We start from the raw sequence: 18,847 nt of genomic DNA on the forward strand, positions 1-18,847 counted from the left end.
GCCCTTTCGGGAATGAAAGACCGCTCACAGGGATTCACGTCACATGGACGCTATGGCCCATCGTCAAACTGACGTGAAGCGGTTATGATAGATAGCGTCATTTCGACGAAAAGCCAGATGGTGACCCCGCCGCCCGGACCCCACCGGGCGGCGAGCCGCAGAACAGAAAGGGTGCGTGTCGTGACCACCGCCCAGACCCAGGAGCTCGACGTACAGCCGACGCCCCTCGCCCTGCTGCTCCTCGGCCGGGAGGCCGACCCGAAGAGCGAGCGGGGTGTGGAGTGCCCCGGTGACCTGCCCTCGCCGTCCGACCCGGACCTGGTGGAGCGGGCCCGCGCGGCCAAGGCGAAGCTCGGCGACAAGGTCTTCGTGCTCGGCCACCACTACCAGCGCGACGAGGTCATCCAGTTCGCGGACGTCACCGGCGACTCCTTCAAGCTGGCCCGGGACGCGGCCGCCCGCCCGGAGGCCGAGTACATCGTCTTCTGCGGTGTGCACTTCATGGCCGAGTCGGCGGACATCCTGACCTCCGACGACCAGAAGGTCGTCCTGCCCGACCTCGCCGCCGGCTGCTCGATGGCCGACATGGCGACCGCCGAGCAGGTCGCCGAGTGCTGGGACGTGCTCACCGAGGCCGGCATAGCCGAGCAGGTCGTCCCGGTGTCGTACATGAACTCCTCGGCCGACATCAAGGCGTTCACCGGCAAGCACGGCGGCCTGATCTGTACGTCCTCCAACGCCAAGCGGGCTCTTGAGTGGGCCTTCGAGCAGGGCGAGAAGGTCCTCTTCCTGCCCGACCAGCACCTGGGCCGCAACACGGCCGTGCGGGACATGGGCATGTCCCTGGACGACTGCGTGGTCTACAACCCGCACAAGCCGAACGGCGGTCTGACCGCCGAGGAGCTGCGCGCCGCGAAGATGATCCTGTGGCGCGGCCACTGCTCGGTGCACGGCCGGTTCAACATGGACTCGGTCAACGACGTGCGCGAGCGCATCCCGGGCGTCAATGTGCTGGTGCACCCCGAGTGCAAGCACGAGGTCGTGGCCGCCGCCGACTACGTCGGCTCGACCGAGTACATCATCAAGACCCTGGAGGCGGCCCCGGCCGGCTCGAAGTGGGCCATCGGCACCGAGCTGAACCTGGTCCGCCGGCTGGCCAACCGGTTCGCGCCGGAGGGCAAGGAGATCGTCTTCCTGGACAAGACGGTCTGCTTCTGCTCGACCATGAACCGCATCGACCTCCCGCACCTGGTCTGGGCGCTGGAGTCGCTGGCCGAGGGCAAGCTCGTCAACCGCATCGAGGTCGACAAGGAGACCGAGGCGTTCGCGAAGCTGGCCCTGGAGCGGATGCTCGCCCTGCCGTAGCCCGCGAACCCCGCACGCTCACCCCGGCACGGGCTTCCGGTCGGGGTGGGCCGGGTCGAGGGAGAAGACGTCGCCGTCCGGGGTGTTGACCACCACGGCGCCCCGGTCGAGCAGCACCTCGGGCACCTGCCAGTTCGGGGTCACCCGCTCGGCGCGCGGCAGGGTCTCCCACAGCAGTTCGCCGTTCCCGGCGTCGAGGGCGGCGACCCGGCCGCTGACGCTGGCCATGTAGACCACCTGGTTGCGCGGGTCGTGGGTGACACCGCTGGGCTCCTCCAGGCTGGTCGGGGTCCGCCACAGCTTCTTCCCGGTCTTCGCCGACACGGCCGTGACCTGGCCGGAGGTGCCGGTGAACCACAACGTGCCGCCCGAGAGCGTGACGTTGCCCTCGAACCGTTCGGCCAGCTTCGTCGTCGTGGCCCGGCCGCTCTCCACATCCACCAGCCGGATCCGGGAGAACGGTCCCGTCTCCCCGGTCGCCGGTTCGCCCTCCTCGTCCTCGGCCGGGTCCAGGATGAGCAGCCGCCCGTCCAGCGTCCCGGCCGGGGTGCCCTCCGAGGGCACCGAGGCCCGCTGTTCCTCGCCGTCGTCCGGATCGAAGCGCACCAGCAGTGCCTGCTTGGCGGGCGCGTTTCCCGGACCGCAGGTCAGCAACGGCCCGCCGTCGATGTTCAGCAGCCCGCAGTACAGGCCCTTCGGCAGCGGCGCCGTCCAGTGCTTGGCGCCGGTGCGCGGCGAGCGCGCGGTGACGGTGCTCCCGTCGCCCTCCGGGACGACGACCAGGTCGTCCGCGAGGTACGCGCCGTCCGTCCAGCGGGTGTTGACCTCGCGGTGCCACAGCCGCTTGCCGGTACTGGTGTCCAGGGCGACGACCGTGGTCACGTACTCGCCTCCGCTGGGCTCGGGGAAGTACCGCTGCTGGACCAGCAGCGCGTCGTCCGCCGCCCCCAGAACCGTGTACTCGTAACTCCCCTCGCCGGTGCCGGGCGGTGCCACCCCGGCACGCCAGTCGACCCGCCCGGTGAGCCCGTCGACGCGCATCGGGAGCACTCCGGCGCCCGCGCAGTAGACGGCGCCGCGGTGCACGCTGCACTGCGGGGCGTCGGACTGGTAGTCGGCGACCGTCCGCCCCTTGCGCACCCCGCGCCCGGCGTCGGCGTGCACCGTCGTCTGCCAGGGACGCCAGCCGTCCGGCAGGACCGCCCAGCGGGAGGGGGCGGCCGCCTCCTCGCTCACCGTGCCGCCCTCGCCCCCGACCTCCGCCCAGCCCGGGACGGTCAGCAGATACACCGTCAGCGCCAGGGCCACCGCACCGGTCGCGGCCAGCACCGGCCGCAGTCGACGGCGTCGGCGGGCCGGAGCGGTGAACGGCGGGGCGTCGGTGTCGGACTCGTGCGGCAGGGCGCCGCCGGGGGCCACGGTCGGCAGGTCGTCGGCCGGGTCCTCCTCGGGCAGCAGCCGGGCGAACTCCTGGGCGAGGCGGTCCAGTCCGGGCCGCTTCGCGGGGTCCTTGGCGAGGCAGCTCTCCAACACCTCGCGCAGCGGCTGCCGTACGCCGTCCAGGACCGGCTCGTCGTGCACCACCCGGTACGCCGTCAGATAGGGGCTGTCCGCGTCGAAGGGGCCCCGGCCGGTCAGGGTGTACGTCAGCAGCGCGCCGAGGGAGAAGACATCGGAGGGCGGGCCCACCGAGCGGGCGTCCGTGAGCTGTTCCGGGGACATGAACGGCGGGGTGCCGATCATCTGGCCGGTCTCGGTGAGCGGGAGGTTCTCCGCGGCCCGGGAGATACCGAAGTCGATGACCCGGGGGCCGTCGTCGGCGAGCAGGACATTGGCCGGTTTCAGGTCCCGGTGGACCACCCCGGCCCGGTGGATGTCGCGCAGCGCCTCCACCAGCCCCAGCGCCAGCCGCCGCAGCCGCTCCTCGGGCAGCGGGCCCAGCTCACGGATGCGCGAGGCCAGGGAGCGGCCGGGCACGTACTGCGTGGCCATCCACGGGCGGTCCGCCTCCGGATCGGCGTCCACCACGGGCGCGGTGAAGGCGCCGCTGACCTTGCGGACGGCCTCGATCTCCTGCCGGAACCGGGTGCGGAAGACGGCGTCCGCCGCGTACTGGGCGTGCACCACCTTGACCGCGACATCACGCCCGGAGCGGGCCCTGCCCCGGTAGACGACGCCCATGCCGCCGGCGCCCAGCCGGTCGACGAGCCGGTACCCGCCGAGCGACTTCGGATCGTCCTTGTGCAGCGGCACTCCCCGATCCCTCTCCCCCGTGTGTCGATTGGGACCACAGAATACGGCCGGGCCCCGTACCTGCGTGTACGGGACCCGGCCGTGCGGTGACGCGTCAGACGCCCGCGGGTTCCGGCTCCTCGGAGGTGGCCGGGGCGGGCACGCCCGCCTTCTTCAGCCGCTTCGCCGCGCGCTTCTTCGCCCGGCGCTCCTTGCGCAGCTCCAGCATGGCGTAGAGCGTCGGGACGAGGAGCAGGGTGAGCAGCGTCGAGGTGATCAGACCGCCGATCACCACCACCGCCAGCGGCTGGGCGATGAAGCCGCCCTCGCCGGTGACGCCGAGCGCCATCGGGAGCAGGGCGAAAATCGTCGCCAGGGCGGTCATCAGGATCGGGCGCAGCCGGTGGCGGCCGCCCTCGATCACGGCCTCGACCACGCCGTAACCCTGCCCGCGGTACTGGTTGATCAGGTCGATCAGCACGATCGCGTTGGTCACCACGATGCCGATCAGCATCAGCATGCCGATCATCGCGGGGACGCCCATCGGGGTGCCGGTGAGGACCAGCAGGCCGATCGCGCCGGTGGCCGCGAACGGGATGGAGACCAGCAGGATCAGCGGCTGGGCCAGCGACCGGAAGGTCGCCACCAGCAGCATGAAGACGATCGCGATGGCCGCCAGCATGGCCAGGCCCAGGTTGGCGAACGCCTCGTCCTGGTCCTCGGAGACCCCGCCGATCGCTGCCGTCGCGCCCTCGGGCAGGTCCAGGCCGTTGATCGTCGACTGCAGGTCGGCGCTGACCGCGCCGGTGTTGTCGCCGGTCGGCTTGGCCGTGATGGTCGCGGCGCGCTGCCCGTCGATCCGGGTCATCGACACCGGTCCGTCGACCAGCTTCACGGTGGCCACGTCGGACAGCTTCACCGGGCCGAGGCGCAGGGCCTTCAGTTCGGCGAGCGTCTCGGCGGGCTTGGCCGAGCGGATGACGATGTCGCGCTCGGCGTCGTCCAGGGTGGCCCGCGCGGCGGTGGTGCCGCGGACGGCCTGGGCGACGGCCGCGCCGAGGGTGGCGTCGTCGAAACCGGCGGCCGCGGCCCTGTCGTTGGCCTTGACCGAGATGCGCGGCACGCTCTGGGAGAGGTCGCTGGTGACGTCGGTGACGTCGTCCAGTCCGGCCACGGCCTCGCGGACGTCCTCCGCGGCCTCGCGCAGGACATCGGCGTCGGCGGCCTTGACGACCACGCTGAGGTCCTGGTTGCCGAAGCCGTCACCGGCGGCGATGGTCGTGGTGCCGATCCCGTCGAGCTTCTTCAGCCCGGACTCGATGCGGTCGATGACGTCGTCGGAGGAGGCGGAGTCCTCCAGCATCACCGAGTAGGACGCCTGGTTGGTGTCCGTGCCGCCGCCGAAGGCCGCCATGAAGCCGGACGAGCCGATGGTGACCTGGTAGTCCTTGACACCCTCGGTCCGGCCGAGGAGCCGCTCGACCTTCTTCGCCTGCGCGTCGGTCGCCGCCAGGCTGGTGCCGGGCTTGAGCTCCTGCTTGACGGTGAGGACCTCCTGCTCGCCCTGGTCGAAGAAGTTCGTCTTCAGCAGCGGCGCCATGCCGAAGGTGCCGAGCAGGACGACGACCGCGAGGGCCACGCTGGTCAGCCGGCGCCGGGTGGCGAACCGCAGGACCGGCACGTACAGGCGCTGAAGGCGGCTCCTGGCCTCCTTCTCCTCCGCGGCGCGGCGGGCCTCCTCGGCGTCCTCGGGGGTGCCCTTCGGGGCGCGCAGGAACCAGTACGAGAGCACCGGCACGACCGTCAGCGACACCAGCAGGGAGGCCAGCAGCGCGGCGGTGACGGTGAGGCTGAACGAGCCGAACAGCTCGCCCACCATGCCGCCGACCAGGCCGATGGGCAGGAAGACGGCGACCGTGGTGAGCGTCGAGGACGTCACCGCGCCCGCCACCTCGCGGACCGCCTTGAGGATGGCCTGCTCGCGCTCCTCGCCGTAGCCGAGGTGGCGCTTGATGTTCTCCAGGACCACGATCGAGTCGTCCACGACCCGGCCGATGGCGATGGTCAGGGCGCCCAGCGTGAGCATGTTCAGGGACAGGTCCCGGGTCCACAGCACGATCAGCGCGAGGACCACGGACAGCGGGATGGACACCGCCGTCACCAGCGTGGAGCGGACGGACGCCAGGAAGACCAGGATGACCAGGACCGCGAAGAGCAGACCGAGCGCGCCCTCGGTGGTCAGGCCGTCGATGGCCTTGGCCACCGCCGGGCCCTGGTCGGCGACGACGGTCACCTCGGCACCGGCGCCGAGGTCGGCGCGCAGCTGCGGCAGCTTGTCCTCGACGGCGTCGGAGATGGCGACCGCGCTGCCGTCGCGGTCCATGGTGACCATGACCGCGAGGCTCGGCTCGCCGTTGGTGCGGGTCAGCGAGTCGGCCGGGGCCTCCTCCTGCTTCACGTCCGCGACATCGGCGAGCCGGACCGGCTTCTTCTCGCCCTTGATCCGCAGGTTCTCGATCTGCTCCAGCGAGGTGAAGCCGCCGCCGACCTGGACGGTGCGGTTGGCGCCCGCCTCGTCGAAGGAGCCGGCCGGCACGGTCGCGCCGCCCGCCTGGAGGGCCTGGGCGAGGGACTGCGCGGTCAGCCCGGCCGCAGCCAGCTTCGGCTCGTCGGGCGTGACGGTGACCTGGAGGTCGCGCACCCCGTCGACGGTGACCTGACCGACGCCGTCGATCTCCTTCAGCGCCGGGACGACCGTGGTGTCGAGCTGGTCGGCCAGCGCCTGCTGGTCCTTGTCGGCGGTGACGGCGAGCACCACGGTGGGCATGTCGTCCGTGGACCCGGCGATGACCTGCGGGTCGACGGAGTCCGGGAGCTGCGCGCGGGCCCGGTTGACGGCCTGCTGGACGTCGGCGACGAGCTGCTGGGTGTTGTTGCCGTAGTCGAAGGACGCCATGATCACGGCGTTGCCCTCGCTGGCGGTGGAGGTGACACCGGTGATGCCGTCGACGCCTTCGAGGCTGTCCTCGATGGGCTCGACGACCTGCTTCTCCACCACGTCCGGCGAGGCGCCCTGGTAGGGGGCGAGCACCGAGACCATGGGCAGTTCGATGGACGGCAGCAACTGCTGCTTGAGCTGGGGTATCGCGATCGCTCCGAAGGCGAGCGCGATGATCGACACGAGCCCGATCAGGGCTCGTTGCGCGAGGCTGAATCTGGACAGCCAGGACATGGGATCAGGGTCTCTCTTCTGTTGAGACGAGCGGCGCCTTAAACCCTGATCCATCCGGAACCCCTGATTCGTAGGCCCGAGGTCCCGTTTCCTTATCCCGCGCCTACTCCACTCGCAGTACGCCCGGCCGCCCTCACTCCACCCTTGGACGGACCAGCCCGGACTCGTAGGCGATCACCACGAGCTGCGCCCTGTCCCGTGCGCCCAGTTTGGCCATGGCCCGGTTGACGTGCGTCTTCACGGTGAGCGGGCTGACTTCCAGGCGCTCGGCGATCTCGTCGTTGGAGTGGCCGGCCGCGACCTGCACCAGCACCTCCCGCTCCCGCACGGTCAGCGCGGCCAGCCGCTCGGAGCGGACCGGGCCGGCGTCCTCGTCGCCCGTGTCGCCCTGGGCGAGGAAGCGGGCGATCAGGCCCTTGGTGGCGGCCGGGGAGAGCAGTGCCTCGCCGCCCGCGGCGACCCGGATGGCGTTGAGGAGTTCGTCGGGCTCGGAGCCCTTGCCGAGGAAGCCGGAGGCCCCGGCGCGCAGCGACTGCACGACGTAGTCGTCGACCTCGAAGGTGGTCAGGATGACCACGCGGACCTGGGCGAGGGACGGGTCGGCGCTGATCAGACGGGTGGCGGCGAGGCCGTCGGTGCCGGGCATCCGGATGTCCATCAGGACCACGTCGGCGCGCTGCTCCTTGGCCAGTTGCACCGCCTCGGCGCCGTCGGAGGCCTCGCCGACGACCTCCATGTCGGGCTCGGAGTCGACCAGGACGCGGAAGGCGCTGCGCAGCAGTGCCTGGTCGTCGGCGAGCAGGACGCGGATGGTCATACGGTCTCCCCCGGCTCTCCCGTGGCGGTACGGGTCCTGACGGGCAGGATCGCATGGACGCGGAAGCCGCCGCCGTAGCGGGGACCCGTGGTGAGGGTGCCGCGCAGGGCGGTGACGCGTTCGCGCATGCCGAGCAGTCCGTGGCCGCCGCCGGAGTTCGGGGCCGTGTCGTCGGGGGTGCCGTTGTCGAGGACGGTGATCTCCATATGGGGTCCCACCCGGACGACGCTGACCTCGGCCTTCGCCGAGTTGCCGGCGTGCTTCTGGACGTTGGTGAGGGCTTCCTGGATGACCCGGTACGCGGCGAGGTCGACGGCGGCGGGGAGGGTGGTGCCCTGGTCGGCGCGGGCCACCTCGACCTGGAGACCGGCGCTGCGGAAGGTGCCGACCAGTTCGTCGAGGAGGTCCAGGCCGGGCGCGGGTTCGGTGGGGGCCTCCGGGTCGCCGGACTGGCGCAGCAGGCCGACGGTGGCGCGCAGTTCGTTCAGCGCGGAGCGGCTGGCCTCGCGGACGTGGGAGAGGGCCTCCTTGGCCTGGTCGGGGCGCTTGTCCATGACGTGGGCGGCGACTCCGGCCTGCACATTGACCAGGGCGATGTGGTGGGCGACCACGTCGTGCAGGTCGCGGGCGATGCGCAGGCGTTCCTCGGCGACCCGGCGGCGGGCCTCCTCCTCACGGGTGCGCTCGGCGCGTTCGGCGCGCTCCTTGATGGCGTCGACGAAGGCGCGGCGGCTGCGGATGGCGTCGCCGGCGGTGGCGGCCATGCCGGTCCAGGCGAAGATCGCGAGGTTCTCCTGGGCGTACCAGGGCAGGGGGCCCGCGAGCATGGCGGCGCCGGTGAGCACGGTCATGGTGAGCAGGCCGATGCGCCAGGTGGTGGGGCGGTCGGTGGTGGAGGCGACGGTGTAGAGCGCGATGACCGCGGACATGGCGACGGGGGCGCGGGGGTCGTCGCCGGTGACGCTCTCGATGACGGAGAGGGTGCCGGTGACGGCGAGGACGGTTCTGGGGGCGCGGCGGCGGAAGACGAGGGCGGTGGCGCCGAGGGTGATGAGGGTGAGGCTGGCGAGGTCGGGGGTGCGCAGGGTCCAGGTGACGCCGTCCTGGCTGTGCGGGTCCACGAACGAGCCGGCGACCATGCAGGCGAGGACGGCGGCGGCGAGGGCCGCGTCCAGGGCCATGGGATGCGCCTTGAGATGGGCTCGGGCGCGGTCGAGGGTGTTCACGGCTGTTTACGGTAGCCGGGGTGGGGGTCGGTGCGAATGGTGCCCGGCGCCGGGGGCTGGGGTGGGGGTGGGTCGCGCAGCCCGGCGCGTGCGGGGTGCCGCTGCGGGGCGGGTTTCGCTTGCCCGCGCTTGCGGGGTGCCTCCCCCAGAGGGGGGACCCCCAGCCCACCCGTGCCGCCTGGGGGTCCCCCCTCTGGGGGAGGCACGACTGCCCGCAGCTACGCGGATATGGCGGTACCGGCTGCCCGCAGCTACGGCGATCGCGCGGCACCGGCTGCTCGGCTCACCCCGGGATCAGGCCGTCGTCGCTCAGGAGTTCCTGGACCTCTTCCAGGGTGGCGTCCGGGGACGGGAGGATGAGGTCCGAGGGTTCCAGGGCGTCGTCGGGGAGGGGGTCGCCCAGCTCGCGGACCTTGGTGAGGAGGGCCTGGAGAGTACGGCGGAAGCCGGGGCCGTCGCCGTTCTCCATCTCGGCCAGAAGCTCGTCGTCCAGCTTGTTGAGCTCGGTGAGGTGGCTGTCGGCCAGCCTCACCTGTCCCTCCCCCATGATCCGTACGATCATGTCGCCCTCCTAGGCGTGGGCCCCTACTGCTTGTCGAAGCGCGGGGTGTCCTGCGGCTGCTGCTGGGGCTGGGACTGGCCGGTGCCGCCCTCGATGGCCTGCTGCTGCCCCGAGGTGCCCCCGGCCAGCTCCGCCTTCATGCGCTGAAGCTCCAGCTCTACATCCGTACCACCGGAGAGCCGGTCCAGCTCGGCCTGGATGTCGTCCTTGTGCATGCCGGACTGGTCGTCGAGGGCACCGGAGGCGAGCAGTTCGTCGATGGCGCCGGCGCGGGCCTGGAGCTGCGCGGTCTTGTCCTCGGCACGCTGGATCGCCAGGCCGACGTCGCCCATCTCCTCGGAGATGCCGGAGAACGCCTCGCCGATCCGGGTCTGCGCCTGGGCCGCGGTGTAGGTGGCCTTGATGGTCTCCTTCTTCGTACGGAAGGCGTCGACCTTGGCCTGGAGCCGCTGCGCCGCGAGGGTGAGCTTCTCCTCCTCGCCCTGGAGGGTGGCGTGCTGGGTCTCCAGGTCGGTCACCTGCTGCTGGAGCGCGGCCCGCCGGGACAGCGCCTCGCGGGCCAGGTCCTCCCGGCCCAGCGCCAGCGCCTTGCGGCCCTGGTCCTCCAGCTTCGACGACTGCGACTGGAGCTGGTTGAGCTGCAGCTCCAGGCGCTTGCGGCTGGTCGCCACGTCGGCGACACCGCGGCGCACCTTCTGGAGCAGTTCCAGCTGCTTCTGGTACGAGTAATCGAGGGTTTCGCGCGGGTCCTCGGCCCGGTCAAGGGCCTTGTTCGCCTTCGCGCGGAAGATCATCCCCATACGCTTCATGACACCGCTCATGGGCTTCGCGCGCCCCCTTCTGACGGACTCCAGCTCCAGCTCCTGCGACAGAACCCACAGTACGGGCCCTGCATCCATTACCGCACTGTTCGGGGACGGATGCGCTCATCCCCAAGGACGACTGACGGCGTCCGGGCTCCGGCGTAAGGAGTAGGTGCTCCCCGGGGTTCCCCAAAACGCTGCCAACGTCCCCTCTGTCCCTTACAGGACGACTGGTGTTGCCGATTCGTTCCCCACCGGGCTGGGGTCCATGCGTGCGGACCCCGTACCCTTGGGTTTTGTGTTCCGTAGCCGTGCCAAGGAAGAGAAGGCATCGGTGGCCGACAAGGCGCCGGTGAACTTCTCCAAGCAGCCCCGCGACCCGCAGGCCCCGAAGGGCAGGCCCACGCCCAAGCGCAGTGAGGCCCAGTCCCAGCGCCGCAGCGTCGCCAATACGCCGACCACACGCAAGGAGGCGGCCAAGCGCGCCCGGGAGGAGCGCCGCCAGGTGCTGACCCGGCAGCGCGAGGCACTGGCCAACGGCGACGAGCGGTACCTGCCCGTACGGGACAAGGGTCCGGTGCGCCGTTTCGCCCGTGACTTCATCGACTCGCGCTTCAACGTCGCGGAGTTCTTCCTCCCGCTGGCCGTGATCATCCTGGTGCTGAGCATCACGCCGTCGGTGGCCGTCAAGAACATCTCGCTGCTGCTGTGGCTCATCGTGATCGTGCTGATCGTGCTCGACTCGATCGTCACCGGCTTCCGGCTGAAGAAGCAGCTCAAGGAGCGCTACCCGGACGAGAACAAGCGCGGCGCGGTCGCCTACGCCATCATGCGCTCGCTCCAGATGCGCCGGCTCCGGCTGCCCAAGCCGCAGGTCAAGCGCGGGGAGCGGCCCTGAGCACGACGCCGTTCTCCGGGGGCGCGGCGGATGCCTGGCTGAGCAAGCTGGGCGGACTGCGGGATGTCGTACGACAGGAGCTGGTGGCCCGGCAGCTCGACGAGCAGATAGCCGGGCGTTATCCGGTGGGGCGGCGGCTGCGCATCCTGGACGTGGGTATGGGCCAGGGCACGCAGGCGCTGCGGCTGGCGCGGGCCGGTCATCAGGTGACCGGCCTGGAGCAGGACGCGACGATGATCGCCGCGGCGCGGGAGTCGCTGGCGTGCGAGCCGGACGGCATCCGGGAGCGGATGCGGATCATCGAGGGCGACGGCCGGGACACCGGTGTGCACTTCCTGCCGGGCAGCTTCGACGTGGTGCTCTGCCACGGCGTACTGATGTACGTCGAGGAGCCCGATCCGCTGCTGGCGGGGCTGGCCCGGATGCTCGCCCCGGGCGGGCTGCTGTCGCTGCTGGTCCGCAACGGCGACGCGCTGGCGATGCGGCCCGGCCTGTCCGGCGACTGGGCCGGGGCGCTGGCCTCCTTCGACACCACCACCTACCGCAACCGCCTGGGCCTCGACGTCCGGGCGGACCGGCTGGCCACGCTGAAGGCGACGCTCGCCGGGATCGGCGCCCCGCTGCACACCTGGTACGGCGTGCGGGTGTTCACCGACACCGCGGCGGACGGCGCCGAGGTCCCCGCCGACCTGGAGAGTCTGCTGGCCGTGGAGGAGCGGGCGGGCCGCACGGACCCGTACCGCGGGATCGCGGCCCTGCTGCACCTGTGCGGGGTGCGGGGCTGAGCCCATCGGCCGAGCCCCACCGGCCGAGCCCCATTCGGGCGTTCAGGGAAAGCCCGGCACCGGCTTCACGGCGAGACTCGGGGCATGAACGCTTCCCGGGCCCGCACGCCGCTGTCCGCCGCCGCGCTGCTGTGCGCGGCGGCCCTGGTCTCCGGGTGCACCGGCTCCGGCCGGGACTCCGGTTCCGGGGCCGCGGCGCGTGCGACGACGACACAGGCGGGCGTACCCCGGGCGGCCAGTGACCTCCAGGAGGACTACCGGCGGGTGATCCGCGACGTCCTGCCGTCGGTCGTGCAGATCCAGGCCACCCAGGATCTGGGCTCGGGGGTGGTCTACGACGACAAGGGGCACATCGTCACCAACGCGCACGTGGTGGGCGACGAGAAGACCCTCCGGGTGACGACCGCCCACAGCGAGGACGCGCTGACCGCGCGGCTCGTGTACGCCTACCCCGAGCAGGACCTCGCGGTCATCAAGCTGGACGAGGTGCCGGACGGGCTGCGGGCCGCCGAGTTCGGGGACTCCTCGAAAGTGGACGTCGGCCAGGTCGTGCTGGCGATGGGCTCCCCGCTCGGCCTCTCCTCCAGCGTGACCGAGGGCATCGTCTCGGCGACCGGACGGACCGTCACCGGGGGCGGCTCCGGCGGCGATCCCGTCGCGACCATCCCCAACATGGTGCAGACCTCGGCCGCCATCAACCCCGGCAACAGCGGGGGCGCGCTGGTGAACCTGGACGGCGAGGTGATCGGCATCCCGACGCTGGGCGCCGTCGATCCCACCCTGGGCAAGGGCTCGGCGCCCGGGATCGGGTTCGCCATCCCGGCGTCGACGGTGAGGACGGTCGCCGACCAGATCATCGAGAACGGCAGGGTGACCGACTCCGGCCGGGCGGCGCTGGGCATCACCGGACGGACGGTCGTGGACGCGGACTACCGGCCGGTCGGTGTCGCCGTGGTGGCGGTCCGGGACGGCGGGGCGGCGGACGAGGCGGGCATCCGGCCCGGGGACGTCATCACCGGGTTGGGTGACACCGACATCACCACCATCACCTCGCTCTCCGAGGCACTGGCGGGACGGGAGCCGGGCGAGCGGACGACGGTGACGTTCCTGCGCGACGACAGCGAGGAGAAGGCGGACGTGACACTGGGCGAGCAGTGAGCAGGGGCGCCGGTACGGGAGTACGTACCGGCGCCCCTGCTCACTTCTGCTGTGCTGCGCCTACTCGTCGGCGTGCAGGCTCATGGGGCCGTAGATCTCGGTGGTGTCCTCGAACAGCCGTACCTGGTCCACGCCTCCGGCGAGCAGGTCCTTCCACACCTCACCGATCCAGGACTCGGCGTCGCCCTGCGTCGAGAACTCCTCGGGCTCCACCGCGGGCGCGGTCTCGGTCCCGTCGGACTTCTCGAACCGCCACGTCCATGTCGCCATGCATGCCTCCCCTGGGTGAGCACTGGTGCTGGTCAGCCTATAGGTGGGTGCCCGCAGCGCACGTCATGGCGTCAACAGTGAAAATCATGGTGTGGAACTGACATTGCTGGGCACCGGTGCCCCCGCGGGCCTCCCCCGCCCCGACTGCCCCTGCGCGGCGTGCGCGACCGCCCTCGGTCCGGACGCCCGGGCGGCGACCGCGCTGCTCGTGGACGGGGCGCTGCTGCTGGACCTGACGCCCGGTGCCGCGTTCGCGGCGGCGCGGGCGGGCAAGTCCCTGGGCGGCGTACGGCAGGTGCTGCTCTCGCACCCGCACGACGGACCGGCCGTCGAGGTGCCCGCCGGACTCCCCGCCCCCGGACGGGTGCCGGACGGACGGGAGTTGACGCAGCTGACGGGGCACCGGGTGCGGGCGCTGGCGATGGACGCGGGCGGCACCGGGTACGCGGTGACCGGGCCCGGCGGACAGCGGCTGCTGTATCTGCCGCCCGGGAGCGCCCCGGCCGGGATCGAGGACGGCGGCATCGGTACGTACGACATGGTCGTCGCCGATGTGATGGGGCGGCCGGACGCGCTGGCGCGGCTCAGGGCGGTGGGGGCGATCACGCCGACGACGGATGTCGTCGCCGTCCACCTGGACCACGACGTGCCGCCGGGCGCGGAGTTGCGCCGCCGCCTGGCGTCCCTGGGGGCGCGGGCGGTACCGGACGGGGCGACGCTGATGGTCGGGGCGTACGAGGAGGTGCCGGACGTGCCGCGGCGGACGCTGGTGCTGGGCGGCGCCCGGTCGGGGAAGTCGGTGGAGGCGGAGCGGCGCCTGGAGGCGTTCCCGGACGTGCTGTACGTGGCGACGGGCGGGCAGCGCGGCGGGGACACCGAGTGGGCGGCGCGGGTGGCGGTGCACCGGGACCGGCGGCCGGGGTCGTGGCGTACGGAGGAGACGTGCGACCTGGTGCCGCTGCTGGCCGAGGACGGGCCGCCGCTGCTGATCGACTGTCTGTCGCTGTGGCTGACGGACGCGATGGACGCGGTCGGGGCGTGGGACGACGCGATGTGGGCGGACGGCGGGGAGAAGGCGCTGCGGGAGCGGGTGCGCGAACTGACCGAGGCGGTGCGGGTGACGCGGCGGACCGTGGTGGCGGTGTCCAACGAGGTCGGTTCGGGGATCGTGCCGGCGACCGCGTCGGGGCGGCGGTACCGGGACGAACTGGGGCGGCTGAACACGGCGTTCGCGGCGGAGTGCGAGCACGTGCTGCTGGTGGTGGCGGGGCAGGCGCTGGTGCTGCGGGGATGAGGGGGCTACGCGGGGATGAGGGGGCTACGCGGTGCCTTCCTTGCGGGCGATGACCCGGTAGGTGCCCGCGAAGGCGGTGTGGCGCAGCAGCGGGTACCGGATGTGCTGGGTGGTTCTGACGACCGTGCAGGAGCGGGAGTGCAGTTCCGCGCGGAGGTTCTCCAGCGGCAGCAGGTGCGCGTGGCGGGGTTGCGGCCGGGGCTGCCACCAGCGGCCGAGGAGCCGGGCGGGCCGGCTGTGCGGGTCGGGGAGTTCCAGCAGGAGGTGGCCGCCGGGGCGCAGGGCGGCGAGGGCGGCCTTGAGGAGTTCCCGGGGGTCGGTGGTGTGCGACAGGTGGTGCAGGACGCTGACCACGTCGTAGCGGGCGCGCAGCCGGGCCGCCAGGTGGGGGTTGGTCGGATCGCCCGTGTACGCCTCCTCCAGATGGCCCGCGGCCAGGGCCTTTTCGAGGCGGGAGGCGGGGTCGACGCCGTCGAAGGCGGTGTACGGGAAGAGTTCCTTCGCCGCCGCCGGGAACGCCGCGTCTCCGGTGCCGATGTCCAGCCAGCTCTCCGGTTCCGGGAAGGGCAGCATCGCGCGGGCCGTGGCCCTCAGGTCCCGGCGGCCGGGCCGGTACGGGGGGCGGCCGGGGCTGGCCGGGCAGGGGTTCTGGAAGGCGTGGGCGCAGTCGTGGCACTCGGTCAGGGGGAGCAGGGTGCGCAGGCGCTTGGAGCCGCACCAGGGGCAGTCGTCGCGGCGGGGGGTGTGGGCGGGGCCGGTGGGCTCGGTGGGTTCGGTGGGTTCGGCGAGGTGGGCGGACATGGGCGACTCCGGGCGCGAGGGGCGTACGACAATCCGCAGCAAAACGGAACGTATGGGATCACGATCTTGGGTGCAACGACGCCGCCCCGGAGCCGGGGTGACGTGGCGGGGTGTCCCGTGCCGATCTGGCGCCGTTCCGTTCGACCGGTGCCGGTACTGTTCGGCGAATGAGCTCGCTTAATCTCGACGACTTCACCGATCTGATCGAGCGCCCCGACAGCAAGGTGCGCCGCGACGCGGAGGCGCGCCGGGAGCGCCAGATCGTGCCGCCCGGATCGCTGGGACGCCTCGACGACCTGGGTGAGTGGCTGGCGGCCGCGCAGGGTGCCGTGCCGGTGCGGCCGGTGGAACGGCCGCGGGTTCTGCTCTTCGCCGGTGACCACGGGATCGCCGAACTGGGGGTCTCGCGGCGGCCGGCCGGCGGCGCGGGGCAGTTGGTGCGGGACATCCTGGAGGGCGGCCGACCGGTGTCCGTGCTGGCGCGGCAGCTCGGCGTGCCGGTGCGGGTCGTGGACATGTCCCTGGACTGCGACCCCGACTCACTGCCCGAGACGGTCGTACGGCACCGGGTGCGGCGAGGCAGCGGCCGGATCGACATCGAGGACGCGCTGACCCTTGAGGAGGCGGAGGCGGCGTTCCGGACCGGGGTCGCCCTCGCCGACGAGGAGGCCGACTCCGGGACCGACCTTGTCGTGCTCGGTGATGTGAGCGTGGGCGGTACGACGGTGGCGGGTGTGCTGGTCGCCGCGCTGTGCGGGACCGACGCGTCCGTGGTGACCGGGCGGGGTGGGCTGGCCATCGACGATCTGGCCTGGATGCGCAAGTGTGCGGCGATCCGGGACGCGTTGCGGCGGGCGCGGCCGGTGCTCGGGGATCAGTTGCAGTTGCTGGCGACGGTGGGCGGGGCGGACTTCGCCGCGCTCACCGGGTTCCTGTTGCAGAGCGCGGTGCGGAAGGTGCCGGTGCTGCTGGACGGGGTTGTCGTGGCGGCGTGTGCGCTGGTCGGGCAGCGGGTTGCCTTCCGGGCGCCGGACTGGTGGCTGGCGGCGCACGACAGTGGGGAGCCGGGGCAGGCGAAGGCGCTGGACCGGATGGCGTTGGAGCCGCTGCTGGCGCAGGGGGTGAAGGTCGGCGAGGGGGCCGGGGGGTTGTTGGCGCTGCCGCTGGTGCGGGCGGCTGCCGCGTTGGCGGCGGAGCTGCCGGAGGTCTCCGACGGGTCGGCCAAGCCGGAGGACTGACCCGGGGTTCCGGTGGGTGCCGCCGGCCGGTGGTGCCGTGGCGGCGGGTGCCGCTCGCCGGCGCTCGCGGGGTGCCTCCCCCAGAGGGGGGACCCCCAGCCCACCCGTGCCGCCCTGCGGCACGACTGCCGGCAGCTACGGCGGCATGGGGCTGCCCGCGGCTACGGCGGCATGGCTGCCTGCAGTCAAACGCCAGCACGCCGCTGCATGGGTGGGCGCCGCCCTGCGGCACGACTGCCCGCAGCTACGTGGATACGGCGGTGCCGTCTGCTTGGGTGGGCGCCGCCTCGGCGGCACGACTGCCCGCAGCTATGCGGATACGGCGGCACGAATGGGCCCGCGGCTGGGATGGCTACGGCATGTCTGGTTTGCCGCCCAGCCAGTCCTGGAGTTTTTGCATGGGGACTGTCCATCGGCGGTCGTGGTGGTAGGCGCGGAGCATGGCTCGGGCTCGGGCTCTGGGGCGGTTTTTGTAGAAGCGGCGGGACCACGGAGTGTCGGGGCGGGCCAGGCGGATCGCGGCGATCAGGGCCAGGAACGGGATCACCACACCGAAGACCGCCATCTTCGCCTTGCCCTTCGCCAGGGCGATCAGGGAGAACAGGAAGCTGGTCGCCACCGTCCAGATGACCGTGCCGCGGTCCTGGAGTTCGTCCTCGTCGAGGTCGTTGACGCCGAACGGGGAGAAGCCGGACAGGACCAGGCCCACCAGCGCCGCCGTGAGGATGACCATCTCCACGCTCTGGCGGCCCTCCTCCGTCCAGTACACGTCGGCCAGGTGCAGGATCAGCGCGAACTCGTCCAGGACCAGTCCCGCGCCGATCCCGAACACCACCGCGAACACGGCCGACCCGAACCCGTGCCGACTGCTCGCCACGGCACCGAAGCCGCCGATCACGGTGAGGATGACCCCGGGCACGACGTGATGAATGTGCACCCCGCCCGCGCTGACGTTGCCGAAAGGGCCCCGGCCCGCGCGGATGAGGCGGGTGATGAGCCGGGTGACGAGGAAGGTCACGACGAAGGCGGTCAGGGCGAGCAGAAGGGGCAGTTTGCCCGGTTCGATGATGTTGCGATGCAGCCATTGCCCCATGTCCCGAGTGTCACCGGGGTCCCGGACCGGCGCGGCCGGGATTGGGCTGCCTGACGTAACCTTCCGCCCGTGTCCACAACCAGTCTCGACCACGGCCTCCGCTTCGCCTTCGGCACCCTCACCGTCCTCCCCGTGAAGGTCGAGCGCTGGGACCGGGACGCCGCGCGCGGCGGCATGCTCTGCGCTCCCGTGGTCGGACTGGTGGTCGGCGCGGGCGCCGCGGCCGCCGGAGTGACCCTGCTCTACCTCGGCGCCGGCGCCCTGCTCGCCGCCGTCGGCTCCGTGGCCGTCCCCGCCCTGCTCACCCGCGGGCTGCACCTGGACGGCATCGCCGACACCGCGGACGGGCTCGGCAGCGGCAAGCCCGCCGAGGACGCGCTGCGGATCATGAAGCAGTCGGACATCGGGCCGTTCGGGGTGATCACCCTCCTGTTCGTCCTGCTCGCCCAGGTCGCCGCCCTCGCGCAGGTGTACGCCGACTCCTGGGCCCGGGGTGCCCTGGCCGCCGTCGTCGCCGCCGTGGCCGCGAGGCTGGCGCTCACCCTGGCCGCCCGCAAGGGGGTGCCCGCGGCCCGGCCGGAAGGGCTCGGCGCCGCCGTCGCCGGAGTGGTGCCCGTACGGTCGGCGGCCGTCGTCACCGTCGTCGCCGCGCTGGCCGCCGCTGCCGCCGGGACCCTCTTCGGCGCCGACGACGCCGTACGCACCGCCCTCGCCCTCCTCGCCGCCCTCGCCCTCGCCGAACTCCTGCTGCGCCGCTGCGTCCGCCGCTTCGGCGGGGTCACGGGCGATGTCTTCGGCGGGCTGGCGGAGACAGCGGCCACGGCGGCGCTGGTGGTACTGACCTTCGCGGCCTGACGGGACGGGCGCCTAGGGCCTGTCGTTTGGATCATCCTGGCGTCGCGGGGTCTGGCACGCACTCCCCCAGAGGGGGGACCCCCAGCCGCGTTGTCGTCGGTCGCCGACTCCCCCACGCTCGGCTTCGCTCGCGCGGGAGGGACCCCCATCGCGTCGACTCCCTCCTCCGCCTTGCAGCTGCACGCTCCCCCACGCTCGAACAACCTCGCGCGGGGGCA

Annotated in this window: 16 protein-coding genes; 7 read left to right on the forward strand and 9 right to left on the reverse strand. The window is 72.3% G+C overall.

Translation table 11 applies throughout. The features are described 5' to 3' along the window. Positions 1-180: 180 nt before the first annotated feature. Positions 181-1,365 (forward strand): quinolinate synthase NadA, encoded by a 1,185-nt coding sequence (gene nadA / locus GA0115233_RS03705; RefSeq protein ID WP_093718596.1) that lies wholly within the window; start codon positions 181-183, stop codon positions 1,363-1,365. Positions 1,366-1,383: 18 nt separating this feature from the next. Here the strand turns inward: nadA and GA0115233_RS03710 are convergent, their stop codons facing one another. From GA0115233_RS03710 to GA0115233_RS03735, 6 genes are all read right to left on the reverse strand, one after another. Continuing rightward, positions 1,384-3,618: a serine/threonine-protein kinase gene (locus GA0115233_RS03710; RefSeq protein WP_093718597.1), complete on the reverse strand. Its 2,235-nt coding sequence runs from the start codon at positions 3,616-3,618 to the stop codon at positions 1,384-1,386. A gap of 94 nt (positions 3,619-3,712) precedes the next feature. Then, positions 3,713-6,829, reverse strand: coding sequence for an efflux RND transporter permease subunit (locus GA0115233_RS03715; protein WP_093718598.1), 3,117 nt, complete (start codon positions 6,827-6,829; stop codon positions 3,713-3,715). A 133-nt stretch (positions 6,830-6,962) separates the two neighbouring features. Continuing rightward, positions 6,963-7,646, reverse strand: a complete 684-nt coding sequence (locus GA0115233_RS03720) for a response regulator (RefSeq protein ID WP_093718599.1) — start codon at positions 7,644-7,646, stop codon at positions 6,963-6,965. After that, entirely contained in the window at positions 7,643-8,872 is a 1,230-nt protein-coding gene (locus GA0115233_RS03725; protein ID WP_093718600.1) for a sensor histidine kinase, read from the reverse strand. The genes GA0115233_RS03720 and GA0115233_RS03725 overlap by 4 nt, the downstream gene beginning before the upstream one ends. 283 nt (positions 8,873-9,155) lie before the next feature. Next, positions 9,156-9,434, reverse strand: a complete 279-nt coding sequence (locus GA0115233_RS03730; protein WP_093718601.1) for a PspA-associated protein PspAA — start codon at positions 9,432-9,434, stop codon at positions 9,156-9,158. A 23-nt stretch (positions 9,435-9,457) separates the two neighbouring features. Then, positions 9,458-10,243: a PspA/IM30 family protein gene (locus tag GA0115233_RS03735; RefSeq protein WP_261718156.1), complete on the reverse strand. Its 786-nt coding sequence runs from the start codon at positions 10,241-10,243 to the stop codon at positions 9,458-9,460. A gap of 292 nt (positions 10,244-10,535) precedes the next feature. Between GA0115233_RS03735 and GA0115233_RS03740 the strand changes: the two genes are divergently transcribed. The 3 genes from GA0115233_RS03740 to GA0115233_RS03750 all read left to right on the forward strand — a co-directional run bounded on the left by GA0115233_RS03740 (position 10,536) and on the right by GA0115233_RS03750 (position 13,078). After that, the gene (locus tag GA0115233_RS03740) at positions 10,536-11,135 is read left to right on the forward strand and encodes a DUF3043 domain-containing protein (protein ID WP_255310035.1); all 600 of its coding nucleotides are present in this window, start codon (positions 10,536-10,538) and stop codon (positions 11,133-11,135) included. Positions 11,136-11,218: 83 nt separating this feature from the next. After that, positions 11,219-11,920 carry a class I SAM-dependent methyltransferase gene (locus GA0115233_RS03745; protein ID WP_093718603.1) on the forward strand — a complete coding sequence of 234 codons (702 nt, stop codon included), beginning with the start codon at positions 11,219-11,221 and terminating at the stop codon, positions 11,918-11,920. 84 nt (positions 11,921-12,004) lie between these two features. Further along, entirely contained in the window at positions 12,005-13,078 is a 1,074-nt protein-coding gene (locus GA0115233_RS03750; RefSeq protein ID WP_093718604.1) for a S1C family serine protease, read from the forward strand. Positions 13,079-13,138: 60 nt separating this feature from the next. Here the strand turns inward: GA0115233_RS03750 and GA0115233_RS03755 are convergent, their stop codons facing one another. After that, positions 13,139-13,348: a hypothetical protein gene (locus tag GA0115233_RS03755; RefSeq protein WP_093718605.1), complete on the reverse strand. Its 210-nt coding sequence runs from the start codon at positions 13,346-13,348 to the stop codon at positions 13,139-13,141. A gap of 91 nt (positions 13,349-13,439) precedes the next feature. On the opposite strand from GA0115233_RS03755, the gene GA0115233_RS03760 reads away from it, so the two are divergent. Then, positions 13,440-14,642, forward strand: a complete 1,203-nt coding sequence (locus GA0115233_RS03760; protein WP_093718606.1) for a bifunctional adenosylcobinamide kinase/adenosylcobinamide-phosphate guanylyltransferase — start codon at positions 13,440-13,442, stop codon at positions 14,640-14,642. Positions 14,643-14,666: 24 nt separating this feature from the next. Here GA0115233_RS03760 and GA0115233_RS03765 read toward each other — a convergent pair whose 3' ends face one another. Next, the gene (locus GA0115233_RS03765) at positions 14,667-15,443 is read right to left on the reverse strand and encodes a class I SAM-dependent methyltransferase (protein ID WP_093718607.1); all 777 of its coding nucleotides are present in this window, start codon (positions 15,441-15,443) and stop codon (positions 14,667-14,669) included. 167 nt (positions 15,444-15,610) lie between these two features. On the opposite strand from GA0115233_RS03765, the gene cobT reads away from it, so the two are divergent. Beyond that, positions 15,611-16,681, forward strand: a complete 1,071-nt coding sequence (cobT, locus tag GA0115233_RS03770; RefSeq protein WP_093718608.1) for a nicotinate-nucleotide--dimethylbenzimidazole phosphoribosyltransferase — start codon at positions 15,611-15,613, stop codon at positions 16,679-16,681. A 352-nt stretch (positions 16,682-17,033) separates the two neighbouring features. On the opposite strand, the gene GA0115233_RS03775 is transcribed toward cobT, so the two are convergent. Continuing rightward, the gene (locus tag GA0115233_RS03775; RefSeq protein WP_093718609.1) at positions 17,034-17,774 is read right to left on the reverse strand and encodes a hypothetical protein; all 741 of its coding nucleotides are present in this window, start codon (positions 17,772-17,774) and stop codon (positions 17,034-17,036) included. Between the two features lie 69 nt (positions 17,775-17,843). On the opposite strand from GA0115233_RS03775, the gene GA0115233_RS03780 reads away from it, so the two are divergent. Next, the gene (locus tag GA0115233_RS03780) at positions 17,844-18,629 is read left to right on the forward strand and encodes an adenosylcobinamide-GDP ribazoletransferase (protein WP_093718610.1); all 786 of its coding nucleotides are present in this window, start codon (positions 17,844-17,846) and stop codon (positions 18,627-18,629) included. Positions 18,630-18,847: the final 218 nt, after the last annotated feature.

It is taken from the genome of Streptomyces sp. DI166, from assembly GCF_900091315.1.
In the GTDB taxonomy this organism is placed as follows: Bacteria; Actinomycetota; Actinomycetes; order Streptomycetales; family Streptomycetaceae; genus Streptomyces; species Streptomyces fuscus.